This is a genomic window from Staphylococcus equorum (assembly GCF_029024965.1).
GTDB classification, from domain to species: domain Bacteria; phylum Bacillota; class Bacilli; order Staphylococcales; family Staphylococcaceae; genus Staphylococcus; species Staphylococcus equorum.
On sequence record NZ_CP118982.1, the window covers coordinates 1,769,209 to 1,785,248 of the forward strand.

Annotated in this window: 16 protein-coding genes; 5 read left to right on the top strand and 11 right to left on the bottom strand. The window is 32.9% G+C overall.

Features of this window, described 5'->3' with window-relative positions; genetic code table 11:
* The first annotated feature begins 100 nt into the window (after positions 1–100).
* Positions 101–1,042: a ribonuclease HIII gene (gene rnhC / locus PYW44_RS08530; protein ID WP_002507966.1), complete on the top strand. Its 942-nt coding sequence runs from the start codon at positions 101–103 to the stop codon at positions 1,040–1,042.
* Between the two features lie 91 nt (positions 1,043–1,133).
* Here the strand turns inward: rnhC and pheT are convergent, their stop codons facing one another.
* From pheT to PYW44_RS08560, 6 genes are all read right to left on the bottom strand, one after another.
* On the bottom strand, positions 1,134–3,536 hold the full coding sequence (gene pheT / locus PYW44_RS08535; protein WP_021338672.1) for a phenylalanine--tRNA ligase subunit beta: 2,403 nt from the start codon (positions 3,534–3,536) through the stop codon (positions 1,134–1,136).
* Positions 3,536–4,594, bottom strand: a complete 1,059-nt coding sequence (pheS, locus tag PYW44_RS08540) for a phenylalanine--tRNA ligase subunit alpha (RefSeq protein ID WP_002512277.1) — start codon at positions 4,592–4,594, stop codon at positions 3,536–3,538. The genes pheT and pheS overlap by 1 nt, the downstream gene beginning before the upstream one ends.
* Before the next feature lie 338 nt (positions 4,595–4,932).
* Positions 4,933–5,673 carry a TrmH family RNA methyltransferase gene (locus PYW44_RS08545; RefSeq protein ID WP_021338671.1) on the bottom strand — a complete coding sequence of 247 codons (741 nt, stop codon included), beginning with the start codon at positions 5,671–5,673 and terminating at the stop codon, positions 4,933–4,935.
* Positions 5,674–5,699: 26 nt separating this feature from the next.
* A complete protein-coding gene (locus tag PYW44_RS08550) occupies positions 5,700–6,641 on the bottom strand; it encodes a M23 family metallopeptidase (RefSeq protein WP_021338670.1) in 942 nt (313 codons plus the stop codon).
* A gap of 132 nt (positions 6,642–6,773) precedes the next feature.
* On the bottom strand, positions 6,774–6,947 hold the full coding sequence (rpmF, locus tag PYW44_RS08555) for a 50S ribosomal protein L32 (RefSeq protein WP_002507971.1): 174 nt from the start codon (positions 6,945–6,947) through the stop codon (positions 6,774–6,776).
* Positions 6,948–7,031: 84 nt separating this feature from the next.
* Complete coding sequence (locus PYW44_RS08560) at positions 7,032–7,577, bottom strand: YceD family protein (protein ID WP_002507972.1); 546 nt, start codon at positions 7,575–7,577, stop codon at positions 7,032–7,034.
* A 126-nt stretch (positions 7,578–7,703) separates the two neighbouring features.
* Here PYW44_RS08560 and PYW44_RS08565 point away from each other — a divergent pair, with 126 nt between their 5' ends.
* Positions 7,704–8,837, top strand: a complete 1,134-nt coding sequence (locus PYW44_RS08565) for a nucleotidyltransferase (protein ID WP_021338669.1) — start codon at positions 7,704–7,706, stop codon at positions 8,835–8,837.
* Between the two features lie 166 nt (positions 8,838–9,003).
* Here the strand turns inward: PYW44_RS08565 and coaD are convergent, their stop codons facing one another.
* Both coaD and rsmD read right to left on the bottom strand, forming a co-directional pair.
* Positions 9,004–9,489, bottom strand: a complete 486-nt coding sequence (gene coaD, locus PYW44_RS08570) for a pantetheine-phosphate adenylyltransferase (RefSeq protein ID WP_002507974.1) — start codon at positions 9,487–9,489, stop codon at positions 9,004–9,006.
* Between the two features lies 1 nt (position 9,490).
* Positions 9,491–10,033, bottom strand: a complete 543-nt coding sequence (gene rsmD / locus PYW44_RS08575) for a 16S rRNA (guanine(966)-N(2))-methyltransferase RsmD (protein WP_002512273.1) — start codon at positions 10,031–10,033, stop codon at positions 9,491–9,493.
* 69 nt (positions 10,034–10,102) lie between these two features.
* Here rsmD and PYW44_RS08580 point away from each other — a divergent pair, with 69 nt between their 5' ends.
* The gene (locus tag PYW44_RS08580; protein ID WP_002507976.1) at positions 10,103–10,492 is read left to right on the top strand and encodes a DUF7147 family protein; all 390 of its coding nucleotides are present in this window, start codon (positions 10,103–10,105) and stop codon (positions 10,490–10,492) included.
* A 103-nt stretch (positions 10,493–10,595) separates the two neighbouring features.
* Here the strand turns inward: PYW44_RS08580 and PYW44_RS08585 are convergent, their stop codons facing one another.
* A complete protein-coding gene (locus tag PYW44_RS08585; protein ID WP_002507977.1) occupies positions 10,596–10,847 on the bottom strand; it encodes a YlbG family protein in 252 nt (83 codons plus the stop codon).
* A gap of 129 nt (positions 10,848–10,976) precedes the next feature.
* On the opposite strand from PYW44_RS08585, the gene PYW44_RS08590 reads away from it, so the two are divergent.
* Complete coding sequence (locus PYW44_RS08590; RefSeq protein WP_021338668.1) at positions 10,977–11,897, top strand: lysophosphatidylglycerol phospholipase D; 921 nt, start codon at positions 10,977–10,979, stop codon at positions 11,895–11,897.
* A gap of 90 nt (positions 11,898–11,987) precedes the next feature.
* Here the strand turns inward: PYW44_RS08590 and PYW44_RS08595 are convergent, their stop codons facing one another.
* Both PYW44_RS08595 and PYW44_RS08600 read right to left on the bottom strand, forming a co-directional pair.
* Positions 11,988–12,422: a YlbF/YmcA family competence regulator gene (locus PYW44_RS08595; RefSeq protein WP_002507979.1), complete on the bottom strand. Its 435-nt coding sequence runs from the start codon at positions 12,420–12,422 to the stop codon at positions 11,988–11,990.
* Positions 12,423–12,439: 17 nt separating this feature from the next.
* Positions 12,440–13,489 (bottom strand): CAP-associated domain-containing protein, encoded by a 1,050-nt coding sequence (locus PYW44_RS08600; protein ID WP_002507980.1) that lies wholly within the window; start codon positions 13,487–13,489, stop codon positions 12,440–12,442.
* A gap of 187 nt (positions 13,490–13,676) precedes the next feature.
* On the opposite strand from PYW44_RS08600, the gene PYW44_RS08605 reads away from it, so the two are divergent.
* A complete protein-coding gene (locus PYW44_RS08605; RefSeq protein WP_021338667.1) occupies positions 13,677–15,935 on the top strand; it encodes an ATP-binding cassette domain-containing protein in 2,259 nt (752 codons plus the stop codon).
* Positions 15,936–16,040: the final 105 nt, after the last annotated feature.

Consider the following 16,040-nt stretch of genomic DNA (forward strand, 5'->3'; position numbering starts at 1 on the left):
ATGGTGCTTTCACTAGTAGCTCGGTTATTTATACTTGTGATATGATATTCATTGTTGAAATATAAATATTAGTAATCCATATAAAGTGAGGCCAAAAAACATGACAAATGTTGTACTTAAATTAACAAATCAAGAAATCCAGCAATTAATGTCTAAAATTCAATTTGATACATCGAATGTTTCTCAAGGAATGAAAGGCAAAACCAAATATAAAAGCACTTCAATTTCAATTTACAATTCAAATAAAGTCATGTTTCAAGGTAAAGATGCAGATAATATAGCATCTCAACTCTTACCTAATACAGCTAAACCTGCACAATCTAAAACGAATTCAGTTAAAAAAACTTCTAGCACTAATAAAACTATTCGATATAACAATTATCAATGTATTGGTAGTGATGAAGCAGGCAGTGGCGATTATTTCGGTCCACTTACTGTATGTGCTGCTTATGTTTCCAAAAAGAATGTACAAGTATTAAAAACGCTTGGCGTTGATGATTCTAAGAAATTGACTGATGCAAAAATCGTTGAATTAGCTGAACAACTTGTAACTTTTATCCCTCATTCTTTGTTAACTATGCACAATGAAAAATATAACGAAAAACAAAAATCTGGCTGGTCACAAGTTAAAATGAAAGCAGTATTACATAACGAAGCAATCAAAAATGTAACACAAAAGATAGATACTGATGCATTAGACTATATTGTCATTGATCAATTTGCTGAGGCTGGTGTATATAAACGCTATGCTCTAACCGATTTACCCTTCAGTACTAAAACAAAATTCGAAACAAAAGGTGAATCTAAATCTATAGCAATTGCGGCAGCCAGTATTATTTCACGTTATGCCTTTGTTAAAAATATGGATAGTCTCTCGCGTTCTGCTAAAACAGAGATTCCGAAAGGAGCTAGCAATAAAGTCGACCTTGCAGCAGCTAAAATCATTGATCGTAAAGGCATTGACTATCTAGACTCTATTACTAAAAAGCATTTTGCTAACCGTTCAAAAGCAGAAAAATTAGTACAAAAGAAACATCGTTAGCAACTAAATTCACTATTAATATTATAACTTTAGCATAAAAACCTTGACATCCCATAATAATGGTCTACCAAGGTTTTTAAATTACACTATTTTATCTAATTGTTGCACCTTCTGCTTGTAAAGCAGCTAAGATGTCTTCATGTACTGCATTTACTTTGTCATCTGTAAGTGTTTGTTGTGTATCTAAATAAGCTAAACGAATTGCAATTGATTTCTCATCTTCAGCAATGTGTTCGCCTTCATAAACATCAAATACTTCGGCTTTTTGTAAAATTTCTCCACCATGATTTTCAATGACTTTCACTAATTTAGCTGAAGGTATTGTACGGTTGATAACTAAAGCAATATCTCTTGATACACCTGGGAATCTAGGGATTGGTTGATAATTAATATATCCAACTGAGACAGCCATCAATTTCTCATAATTTAATTCAAAAACGTATGTGCGTTTTAAGTCATTTTCTTTTTCAACTTGAGGATGTAATTCACCAACAAAACCAATGATTTCATCGTTTAATTTAACCATAGCTGTTCTACCAGGATGTAAGCCATCAATTTCTCCAGATTCATAGTCAAATTGGATATCCAGTTTTTCGGCAATGCGATCTACGATACCTTTGGCAACAAAGAAATCAACTTCTTCTTTCTTACCTTGCCAAGCATTAACTGTGTAATCACCTGTTAAGATGCCACTTAGATATTCAACTTCATCTGGTAATTCACTTTCGCCATTACCAAAGAATACACGTCCTAGTTCATACAAGCGCACATTATTATTTTTACGTGCGACGTTATAAGAAACTGCATCGATTAAATGAGGTATCAAACTTTGTCGCAAAGTAGCATGCGCCTCACTCATCGGCATTAATAAATCAATTGTAGCGCGTTCTTGTAGTGCGAAATCTTTTGCTCTTTGTTTGTCTACCAATGAATAATTTATTGCTTGACTTAAACCAGCACCTTCTAGTGTTGCTTTCACGACACGAGACTTACCTTGTCTATCCGTTAAAGCACCATGTGTTACTTCCTCAAACACAGGTAATGTTGATGGGATTTCATCATAACCATACATACGTGCAATTTCTTCAATTAAGTCTTCTTTTATTGTAATGTCTTTACGACGAGACGGCACCATAACAGTTAAGATATCTTCATTTCTAGTTGTTTCAAATCCTAATTGTACAAAAATCGCTTCAATTTCTTCCGCTGATAGTTCAAAACCTACTGTAGTATTTACTTTATCAATAGAAATTTCAATTGGAGTAACAAATTGACCTAAATCGCCTTCTGCCACACGACCTTGTGTTACTGAACCGCCTGCATAAGTTTGTAGTAAATAACACGCTCTATCTACCGCTTCATCTACAAATTCTGTCGCAATACCTTTTTCAAAACGACTAGAGGCTTCACTTCTTAAGTTTAATCTTCTTGACGTATGTCTAATAGAAACAGGGTCAAAAATCGCACCTTCAATCACAACATTCGTTGTTGATTCAGTCACTTCTGAGAAATCGCCGCCCATTACACCAGCTATTGCTATTGGATTTGTGCCGTTTGTAATAACAATATCACTGTCTTTCAATATTCTTTCTTGATCATCTAAAGTAGTCATTTTTTCATCAGTATGAGCTTGACGTACTTCTATTTGACTTGAACCTATTTGATCTTTATCAAACATGTGTAGTGGTTGTCCGTATTCTAAAAGTACATAGTTTGATATATCTACGACGTTATTGATTGGGCGAATGCCTGCTTTGATTAAACGCATTTGCATCCACTCTGGAGAAGGCGCGATTGTTAGACCATTTACTACTCTTGCACTGTAATATGCTACTTTATCTTTATTTTGAATGTTCACGCTGATTTCATCTGACGTTTGTTCAGAAATTTCATTACTATTTGTTTCTGGTTTCTTCATTGACACATTGTATAACGCTGCAGTTTCATAAGCTGTACCAATCATACTTAATGCGTCAGCTCTATTTGGTGTTAAATCAAATTCCATCACTTGGTCATTTAAATATAGCGCAGTCATAGCGTCTGTACCTGGAGTCACTTCAGACGAAAAGACATAAATACCATCTTCAAAGTTTTTAGGGACAAGATTGCTTGGCACACCAATTTCTTGAAGGGAACAAATCATACCCTCTGAACGTTCTCCACGTAATTTAGCACGTTTAATTTTTATGCCACCAGGTAATCTGCCACCTACTGTTGCTACAATGACAGTCTGACCAGCATCAACATTAGGAGCACCACACACGATTTGAACCGGTTCTGCTTCACCAATGTCTACTAAACATATATTTAGCTTGTCAGCATCTGGATGAGGCGCTTTAGATTGTACGTATCCGACAACTAAGTTCTTGATTTCTTTTGTATAATCTACAATATCATCTACTTCAATACCAGTACGTGTAATTCTTTCTGCAAGTACATTAACTGGTTCATTAATATCTACATAACTTTCTAACCATTCTTTTGAAATAAACATTACTTTTCACCTCTATCTTCTACAGCTTTAAATTGATCTAAGAAACGTACATCATTTGTATAGAAATGACGTATATCCTCAATACCATATTTCAACATTGCAATTCGATCAGGACCCATACCAAATGCAAAGCCAGTATATTTATTTGAATCAAAACCTGCCATCTCTAACACATTAGGATGCACCATACCAGCTCCTAGAATTTCTATCCAACCAGTTTCCTTACAAACATTACAGCCTTCACCTTTACATTTGAAACATGAAACATCTACTTCTACAGAAGGTTCAGTGAATGGGAAGTAACTTGGACGTAGTCTAATTTCTCTCTCTTCACCAAATAATTGTTTAGCTAATAATTCTAATGTACCTTTCAAATCGCTCATTTTAATATTTTCATCTACAACTAAACCTTCAATTTGAGTAAATTGATGACTGTGCGTTGCATCATCAGAATCGCGTCGATAAACTTTACCAGGGCATAAAATTTTCACAGGACCTTGGCCATTGCGTTCCTCCATCGTTCTTGCTTGAACAGGAGACGTGTGTGTACGCATTAATATTTCATCTGTAATATAAAAGCTATCTTGCATGTCTCTTGCAGGATGTGATTTAGGTAAGTTTAGCGCTTCAAAGTTATAGTAATCTTTCTCTACTTCAAAACCATCAACAATTTCGTAACCTAAACCTAAGAATAAATCTTCAATCTCTTCAATCGTTCTTGTTAAAGGGTGTTTAGAGCCTATCGAAATTTTACGGCCAGGTAATGTAACATCAATTTGTTCTTCTTTTAATTGTTGTTCTAATTGTTCATGCGCTAAAAGTTCATGACGTGATTCAATTTCACCTTCAATGGCTTGTCTCACTTCATTCACTTGTTGACCATAGGCTGGTTTTTCTTCATTCGATAAATCTTTCATATGTTTCATTAAACCAGTAACTGAACCTTTTTTACCTAAATATTTAACTTTTACATCTTGTAATTCTTTTTCATTTTGAGCTTCATTAATATCAACTAATGCTTGCTGCTTAATCTCAGTCATCGCTTCTGTCTGTGCCATACATAGTCCTCCTATTTTAAAATCTTAATGTGTAATGATTTTTTGTAAAAACGCAAAAAAGACTTCCATCCCTTGAAACTGGGACGAAAGCCTTCCGTGGTACCACCCAAATTTATGCCTAAGCATACACTTGCTGTCATTGATAACGGAAATGAGATCCGACTTAAATTTCTTTAAGTAACCAAAAAGGTGAAAAAAACTAAATACAGTGGATTATCTTGCAGTCTTCGGATAATCTCCCTTAAGCAACTGTATGAAAATAGTCTACGTCTTTTTAAAGGTTAATATTTATTTTGAAATATCATTAACTATATTATATACGATAATTGATTAAAGGGTCAACCTTTCAAGTGATACATCACGATACTACCAGCTATTGCTACATTTAAACTTTCTGCCTTGCCATAGATAGGTATTGTTAAATTTTGAGACGTTTTACTCAATAATTCAGGGTTTACACCTTCACCTTCATTACCTAAAAGTAACGCGAACTTTTCTTGACTTTGTATTTGATTATAGGCTACTGCATCATCCAATGCAGTACCATACACTCCCCCTTCAAATCCATCAATAAATTCACTTAAATCTTGTGACACAATTGGAATATGAAAGACGCTGCCTTGACTCGCACGCATAACTTTATCTTGATAAGGGTCTGCTGTACCTTTTTCAAGCACAATTAAATCTAATCCGGCAGCATCTGCGGTACGAATTAATGTTCCTAAATTACCTGGATCTTGGATACAGTCTATAAGTAGCACTTGTTGTGCTTTCGCTGTTTCATGAACAGGTTTTTCAATCACCGCAAAGAAGCCTTGTGGTGTAACTGTACCTGATAATGCTTCAGCAACTTTTAAATTAATTTCAAATACTTCTTCAGCATAATTAATCATACCATCATCAAGTCTTTCAATATCTACGACATACAATTGTTCAATTTTTAAATTGCTTTTATAAGCTTCTTCAATTAAATGATAACCCTCGATAAGTGCGCGTCCTGTCTTATCTCTTTCACGTTTCTTTTTTAATTTAATTGCATTTTTAACTTTACTATTTTGAGCCGAAGTAATCATTTCCATAGCATAGCCTCTTTATTTTAGTATTTTTAACTCTTAAATTTATGCTTAATATTGGTACTAATATTTTTAAAAAATGTAGAAAACTGGCTTTCACTTTCCACTAAAATATTATCTCCTGTATATGTTACTATATCACCTTTAACTGGTGAAGCGTTATTGAGAAATTTAATTTTCAAAGTTTGAGTGGTTTGTATATCTTTATGATTCATCACTTGAAAGTGTACATGTGGCTCAGAAGCATTTCCTGAATTACCTACATTTGCGATATGTTGTCCACGTAATAATGTATCACCTTTCTCAATTTTGAACGAATACGGTTTGATATGTGCTATCATACTATATTCATTACGACCGTGCTTAATAACTATGTAATTACCTTCGGGATGCATTGTATTATATTCTCCAGGTGTGCAATCAGGAATCCCATCTACAACTTCTTCTACTACCCCGTTTGCCGGAGCTAAAATAGGTGCATTATAACTAAAATAATTCTCGCACTCTGTGGGGTCACCATTATATGTAAAACCTTCTATTACTTTTACAAAATCAAAAGCATTACGTTGATTTTTATATCTATAGTGATGATTTAACAACTCATTTGCGCCACCAGTATGAACTAGCCAATCTTCTTGTAAAGGGATTGTATAACTACATTTCGAGAATTTAATTGAATGTGATTGCTTAATCGGTATTAGTGCCATTCCAATAATTTCTTGATATTTATTTAAGATAACACTTACACCTGATTCCATATTAGTATCAAACCAAATATACTCATCTTGACGATTTATATGTAAATGCTTATACAACCTGTTTGTTCCTCTAATACTGTTATACGCACTTAATAACTTCTTAAATTCTTTATAAGAAGAAATTTCTTGAAAATAATCACTAAAATGCTCATAAAGCCAAATGGCATCACTATTTTCTATTTTATTTATAATTATTTGTGCATTAATTGTTTCCATAATTTTACACAACCTATCAGCTGAATATAAATACTACCTATCACTAACATAAAAAATCGCTCAAAAATTATCAAGTGAATAATTAGTGAACGATTAGTATAGGCTATTATTAAGCCATTTAATTAAATGAAATTATTTTGATACAACGTCTTCGCCATTGTATGAACCACAGTTCTTACACACGCGGTGAGATAATTTATATTCTCCACAACTTGGGCACTCTGTCATACCAGGTACTGAAATTTTGAAATGCGTACGACGTTTATTTTTTCTTGTTTTTGACGTTCTTCTTTTTGGTACTGCCATGATATATCCTCCTTATATTCAAACACTAAATAGAAATTTTCAGATTCAATAATCCATTATACTATAGATTATTAAAATCCGCTATTACTCTTCGTCATATAATTGTTGTAGTTTTTGAAGCCTAGGATCAATTTGCTTAGATTCAGATTCTTCCTTATCTTTTGCAAGCTCAACCGCTTCTTCTTCGTCAATAACTTCCCAACCATTGCCTTCACTTAACATCTGATCGCTTTCGTTTGAAAAAACACGCATTGGTTTTCCAATGATAACTAGTTCTTCAGTAATATCTTTTAGATTTATCATACCGTTTGTTGCATCATGGTAATGTTCATCTTTATCTTCGCCATTACTATATTCATCATATCCTTCTAAATCAAAAATCTCTTGAGATTTAATATCTATAGGAGTTTCTACAGGAACTAAAGTACGTGCACACGGCATCGTATACGTTCCAGTTATATGCATATCTGCAATGACTTCATTTGATCTGACGGTTAATTCACCTTCAACATCAATATCAGATAGATCTATTAAATCTAATGATTTTACTAAATGATCAAAATTAACCGTTTGATGGAATTCAAATGGTTTATCTTGGAATTTTCTTAATTGTGTTATTGACCATTTCATAGGGCTTCACCTCTAACAAGCACAAAATTTATTTTAACTTTATAGACATAAGTTGTCAAGATTTTTTCTTAACACATTTACATCTGTTACAATATATATAATGAATTCTGAAAGGAAGAATTGCAAATGAAAAGCGTTGCACTAGTCACAGAATATAATCCTTTCCACAATGGTCACTTATACCATGCACAGAAATCAAAGTCAATTACTGAAGCTGAAGTTTCTGTCGCAATTATGAGTGGAAACTTTGTAATGAGAGGCCAACCAGCAATTTATAATAAATTTACGCGAACACAAATGGCGTTAACCGCTGTCGACCTAGTTATTGAATTACCTGCCTACTCTGCAATTTCTGCAGGACAATATTTTGCAGAGACTGCAGTTCAAGTCGCAGATTATTTAAATGTTAATCATTTATCATTCGGAAGTGAATCTGGTGATATAAATGCATTTTTATCACTTGCACAAGAAATGAATAAAGTAGAAGATTCACCACAATTTTCAGAAAAATCTAAAGAAGGTAAAAGCTATCCACGAATCATTAGTGAACTTATCTCTGACCATTCATTACTTTCGTCACCTAATAACACTTTAGGGATATCATATGTGCGTGCGATTCAAAAATGGGCACCAACCATCCAACCCTGGACGATAACTCGAGAACAAAGCGCTCATCATGATGATTTGATTTCAAACTTTGCTTTTGCAAGTGGTACTTCGATTCGTAAATCAATTCAAACAGGTGATGACCAATGGAAAAAAGTTGTTCCTGAATCGGCTCAAACACTTTATGAAGCGCCCCAAGTTTCAATTGAAGATACCTTCACTTATATCAAATACGCAATTTTAAGCCAAGATGTGCAAACTTTAAAACAAATCCACTTAATGAGTGAAGGATTAGAACATCGTTTAGTGCATTTAATCAATGAAGCTACTTCTTTTGAACATTTAATGAAATTAATTAAGTCAAAGCGTTATACATATACGCATATCCAACGTTTACTTATGAACATTTTACTGAATTTCAAACAACAAGATAAACCTTCAACAATTGAAGCAGTTAGAGTATTGGGCATGACACAAAAAGGACAACAGTATTTAAAATATTTAAAGAACACTTTTCCAGAGCGTAATTATATAACACAAGTCAACAAACAAAACGCGCATTATTTTACGAACGAAATACACGCTACTCAAATTTATAATTTTCTTTCTAATAATACCGCTACCGACTTCAATACACCTGTGATACGTGTTTAAAAAGTGTAATAATCATAAATTAAAAATGGCTGACCGCATACCTAAAAGTATGAAGTCAGCCATTTTTAATTATCCAGTTGCCTACTTGAATAGCTACAGTTCAGCGATTTCATACAAAGTCTAGAGCCATTTTCCAATTTGTTATTTAGCATTTGGTTCTTTATAGTTATTTTCTAAATTTTTTATTCAATGCTTTTTCCACATGTACTGGAACAAAATCTGAAACATTCGCCTTATATGCAGCAACTTCTTTAACAACACTTGAACTAATAAACGAGTAATTTGTACTAGTCATCATATACATTGTTTCTACATCACTATTTAGCTTTTTATTCATTGAAGTCAGTCTCAATTCATATTCAAAGTCACTTACAGCTCTCAAACCTCTGATTATTGTCTGCGCACCAATATCGTCACAAAAATCAACAAGTAAACCATTAAAATGATGTACTGTAACGTTATCCAAATGTTTCACTGATTCTTTAATCAATTCTATGCGTTCTTCAATTGAAAATGTTCCTGCTTTACTACTGTTTTTCAAGACACAAATGTGAAGCTCATCAAAGCGATCAGCACTTCTATCTATAATATCTATATGCCCATAGGTAATTGGATCAAAACTTCCGGGAATAACTGCTTTAGTTGTAGACATTTTAATCTCCTTTTTCTAATAACAAAGTGTCTGTCAGTCCATAATGATAACGCTTTATCACATGGAAAGGATCAGTATTAATTTTTTCGTGATGATTGAACTCACAAACGATAATACCACTTTCTTTTAATAAATTAAACTTTGCGATTTCTTTCAACGCTTCATCTATTAGTCCTTTTTCATATGGGGGGTCCAAAAAGATTACATCAAATTGAATATCTCGTTTCGAAAGTGCTTTCAACGCACGGTCTGCATTGTTTTTATATACTTCAGTTTGCGATTCTATATTCAAACTCTTTAAATTTGCTTTAATCACTTTAACGGCTTTAAAATTTTGATCTACAAAAATCATTTTATCAATACCACGAGACAAAGCTTCGATACCTAAAGACCCGCTACCTGCATATAAATCTAAGCCTATTCCTGAAACTTCATGAAGACTATTAAAAATGCCCTCTTTCACTTTATCCATTGTAGGTCTGGTATTGCGCCCTTCTATGCTCTCTAGCGCTTTACTTTTATGTATTCCTGAAATCACTCTCATATTATTAACACTTCCATTCTTAAATCAAATTTTATATAATGCATACTGCATGATAAGGAGGATACAATAATGAAACAATCATTTATAAAATTAGGCGAAGGCCTCACAGACTTATTCGAATTTAACACTTTAATAGAATATAATTTCAAACGTATCGACCATATTGTTTATTTCCACGCTGCTACTTTCGAGAAAAAACCTTCTTCAGTAGCAATCGTTATGCATCCTACAAGTGAAAATCACTTCCAAGCTATGTATATCATGGTTAATGCTTTAAATTACCCCTATCCTAATTCCAATAAAAAGTTTGAAATGATCAATGAGCAAGCAAAACTATATAATATAGATATCAAAGAGGTAGATGTACAACCTAGTGAAACCTTCCACGACATCGATTTATATTTTAACTACTTAATCAGTGTTTTAAGACTACAGAGATGGATTCCACCATTGCAATAATTGAATAAAATAAGCCACTGTAGACAATCACTGTACTATTGTGGCTTTTTAACTCATTCCTATTAACTCTTTAGCTACATTTCTTTTAATCAGATACAAAAAATCAAGATATTTCATGCTGTTCTTTTTCATAAACCTTTTTTAAATATTTATAAGGTGAGCCTTCAATATCCTTTACATATTTGAGCTTCATTAATTTTTCAACAATTTGATCCGCTTCTTCTTCATTTATATACATTACAACATAGCGTTGTTGTCTATTTACACTTACAATATGGCCAAACTTTCTTACTTGTCTTTCGTGTTTCATATGTTTTAAATAAATTATCAAACTTGTTCTAGCTATAGTGTTCATATTTTTCACTCCAATTATTAGCCTTTATATAATATCATGTCTTTTTATTTTTAGAAATAACAATTATTTTGATGTATCACAAACATTTGCTATATTACTTTATATACTCAAAACTGAGGAGGATTGCTCGTGACAAAAATCAATAAATTAATTAAGGGCGGATTTTTAAGTACACTTGGTTTAGTCGGTAGTGTATTTTTACTTACTAAATATAAAGCTAAACCGAATAATCAAAGTATACCATCTTTCTTTTCTAAACCTGCACCATATATATTTGCCCATCGTGGTGGCATGGCTGTAAGACCAGAGCAAACTAAACTTGCTTTTGATAATGCAGCAGCACATGGTATTGATGGATTTGAAACAGATGTGAGACTTACAAAAGATCGAAAACTCATCGTTTTCCATGATGTAGACGTGGATCGTACGACTAACGGATCAGGTAAAGTATCCGAACATACTTTAGCAGAGATAAAACAGTTAGATTCAGGATATCATTTTGTAGATATAAACGGTCATAAACCTTATAGAGGCCACAAAGATGCTTATATTTTATCTTTTGATGAATTACTTAAATTATATCCAAATCAATTGATTAATGTTGATTTAAAAGATGACCCTGAAAGTGAACATGGCCATCTTGTACCAGAAATTATATTTGAGGATATTGTTGCTAATAATGCTCAAGATCGCGTATTAGTAACAAGTTTCCATAGTAAACAAATTGAACGTTTTAATATAATAAGTAATGGTACAGTAGCCATTGGCGCAGGTCAAAGTGAAGTTGCAGAAGGTTTCTTAAAGTTCTATTTAGGACTAGGCAATAGCTTTCAACCACGTGCGCACACTTTCCAAATGCCTGTTTCATTCAAAGGTATTAAACTAACTTCACCAAGATTCATTCAATGGCTAAACACACGTGATATCATTCCAGGTTATTATGGTGTGAATAATCTCGACTTAATGAATGATTTGATTTTTAATGGTGCGCATACCCTTGTTACTGATAGACCCGATTTAGCAGAACGCTTTAAACATACTTATCACTAGCAACGCATGCTTCAGAATAAAGCTGGGAAACCTCAATGAGGCGTCCCAGCTTTTTTCAATATTTCTTATTGATAACTCTTAAAATTCAGCTTAAAGTGAACAGCTACATGATCCACCTGTAGCACAACCACTTGCATCTTTTTGGAAAAATGGATTGCCTGTTTCAATTTTTACATTTTCAGAAACAGCGTATGCAATTTTAACAATCACTTCATCTATTAAATCCTGTAGTAAAACTTCTTTTTGTTTAAAATCCATTACAACTGGCAACATTTCATACGCACGTTTACGTTTACGTGTGTCCAACATCACTGTTTGGTAATCAGGGTGGTATTTACCAAAACGCATAATTTCATCATATTTATCTTTTGATTTCAAAAATGCTTGGTATAGTAAGTGTGCCTCATCATTATCCGCTAATTGTTGTTCAGCCTCTTTATATTCTTTATATAATCTTGATTCAAGTATTTTATCACTAAGTGCTTCAATTTCATCAAGCACTGTTAATGTTTCTTCAGTAATCATCGTTACAAATCTCCTTTCTATTTATCTTCAACAAAAATAATTGTGTAGTAACCATTCGTTACTTCGCCACCCATTTCATTATATTTAGAGTTTAACATCCTAGATCTATGAATATCTGAGTTGAGCCAACTATGTATTAAAGTTGGAACTTCGTTAAAATCATAGCCTACATTTTGACTAGCAGATACAAATGGCACTTCTTGCTCATTTAACTGTTGTTTTAAAGCATCTTCAGTAAATTCAACACTATCAGTACCAATTGCTTCATACAAGTTAAATGAGGCAATATGCGTCAATTGATTATTAACCTTCAATGGCTCAGCATCCTTTAACTTTCTCATTTCATTTGTAATTTCATAAAGTGTAGTCAGCTGATTTGAGTTTTGCTCATAAGTAATATTACTATATTTACTTTTAACTTCTTTATCTTCTTTGGTAGATAACATTTGATACGGTTTAAATGCTGCCAAAGCTTCACTATCTAAATATCTAACCGCGACTACCTCATTAGATTGCTGATCTATGTAAACTTGAGCATAGATATCTTTGAATTTAATTAATGCTTGTGTTTTCATATCTGAATCAGATAATTCTAATTGATATTGCTTACCATTTACAGAAATCATTGGTTCTGGATTGATACTATATTTTTCAAAAACGTGTGACGCATCATCCTGTATCTTTATAGGATTTACATTAGCATCTTTACCTGTCGCATAAACAGACTTAACAATCCCTTTTTTAGTAGTAATCAAATAATATTTATCTTTTTGCTTAAATACATAATTTTTAAAATTATTTTTATATGGATAAACTCGATCAGCTTGACCATATTTATCAGTTAATTCATCTAAGCTTTGACCAACCCACGTACTTACGCCCTTTTCAGGTTTAGGGTTTTCAGCGTTTGTCTCAGTTTTTTGAGCATCCTTATTTTGAGTCGTTTTAGTTGAATCTTTATTAGGATTTTCGAGTACGTCAAACTTTAAACGCGGTGAGTAAAATAGATAAATTAAAAAACAAATTAATAATAATACACCAATAATTTTAATTATTAGTTTTTTCATCGCTCACCCACCTATATATTACTTTCATTTATTGTACATGTTTCATTATGTCACAAGCAAGGTATGACGTTGTAAATTCTTTGTTAAGATTAGCACAGGTCATTTAAAATACACATTTTTACGATTCAGCGATACAAGTGATACATCACCTTTTTTTGGGTATAGTGATAATTGAGAGGTGAAAGTCATGACAACAATTCGTATTCACGGTGCAAAACAAAATAATTTGAAAGATGTTTCTGTCGATATACCCAAGCATCAAATAACGGTTTTTACTGGTCGCTCAGGTTCAGGAAAATCTTCATTAGTATTTAATACCATTGCTGCCGAGTCAGAACGTCTTTTAAATGAAACATATTCTACATATATACAACATCAATTAACTCAATATTCAAAACCAAAAGTAGATTTGATTGAACACCTACCAGTTGCTATGATTATCAACCAAAAACGATTGGGTGGTAATTCGCGTTCTACAGTAGGTACAATATCTGATATATATGCTTCAGTGAGATTATTATGGTCTCGAATCGGAGAACCTTTTGTGGGTTACTCTGACATATTCTCATTTAACAATCCTAAAGGGATGTGCGATACATGCTCAGGTCTAGGCTATGTGGAAGATATAGACTTAAATGAGCTGTTAGATTTCAATAAATCATTAAATGAAGATGCGATACGATTCCCCTCTTTTAGACCGGATAGTTGGAGAGGAAAGCGTTATTTATATACAGGGTTATTTGATAACGATAAAAAATTAAAAGATTATACACAAGAAGAACTTAATACATTGCTATATACAAAGCCTACTAAACTGAAAAACCCACCTGATAATTGGCCTAAAACAGCCAAATTCGAAGGTTTAATTCATCGGTTTAGACGTTCTTTTTTACTCAATGATAATTTTGAAAAAAATAAATTTAGAGATGCCATAGATCGTGTCGTAACTTCAAAAGAATGTCCGAAATGTCATGGAAAAAGATTACATCCAGATATTTTAAAATGTAAAATTAATGGTTTTGACATCTCAGATTTCACTCAATTATCCATAGATGATGCATTAGATTTCATTAAAAACATTCACTCAGATAAAGCCCGCGTCATCATTGAACCGCTACAGCAACAATTACAATCTTTAAGTTATATCGGGCTTAATTACTTAACTTTATCTAGAGAAACTACCACGCTTTCTGGTGGTGAATCACAACGTATTAAATTAATAAGACACCTTAATAGCCCTCTAAGCGATCTAGTTTACATTATAGATGAGCCTAGTGTTGGTTTGCATCCTGATGATATACAACGTATAAATGAAATCATACAATCTTTAAAAGACAAAGGAAATACTGTGTTGGTCGTTGAACATGACCCTGATGTTATACGTATTGCTGATCACGTTGTAGATTTAGGTCCACTTGCTGGAAAAAACGGTGGAGAAATTACATTTACCGGGTCTTACAATACTTTATTAAAATCAACTACGAGTACAGGCGTTGCTTTACGAAGAATGCATAATCTTAAATCACAACCTAGAGAAATCCAAGATTATATTAAACTTTCTAATATTTCTCGTAATAATTTAAAAAATGTTTCAACTAAAATACCTAAACAAGCTATGACTGTAGTGACTGGTGTCGCAGGTTCCGGCAAAAGTTCATTAATTCATGAAGGATTAGGTCAGTTACAAGACACTATTTTTATTGATCAAAAACCTGTACATGCATCAAGTCGTTCTAACTTACTCACTTATTTAAATATATTTGATGAAGTACGAAGCTATTTCAGTGAAGAAACTGGATTAAAAAAATCTATGTTTAGTTATAATTCAGAAGGCGCCTGTCCAGAGTGTCATGGTAAAGGAATTTTAAAAACTGAGCTTGCATTTATGCCAGATTTTACTCAAACATGTGATGTTTGTGACGGCTTAAGATATAAACCAGAAGTTCTTGATGCAAAAATAGCTGGTTATTCAATCGCAGATATTCTTGCGCTAACTGTAGATGAAGCAATCGAATTCTTCCATTCAAAACACAATATTTCAACACCTTTAAATGCTTTAAAATCCACGGGACTTAATTATATGACATTAGGTCAAACATTAAATACATTATCAGGCGGCGAAATTCAACGTGTGAAACTAAGTAAATATTTAACACGTACTGTAAATCACCAAACTTTTGTCTTCGATGAACCTACAACAGGATTGCATGAAGATGACATACCTATCTTATTAGACTGTTTTAATCAACTCATTGATGACAACAACACAGTAGTAGTAATAGAACATAACTTAACCATGATGACTCATGCAGACTGGATCATTGATATAGGCCCTTATGCTGGTGGACAAGGTGGTCAATTGCTATATGAAGGAAAACCAAAAGGGTTATTAGACATTAAAGCTTCTGTAACTGCCAAACATTTACTAAGATATTTAGGTAACTAGATTGAACCTTTGGTATTGTTGTTTATTAACGATATCGCTGTAATTAAAAAATGGTAAGCAATCAAAATTTGATTGCTTACCATTTTTATTATATGCCGATAATCT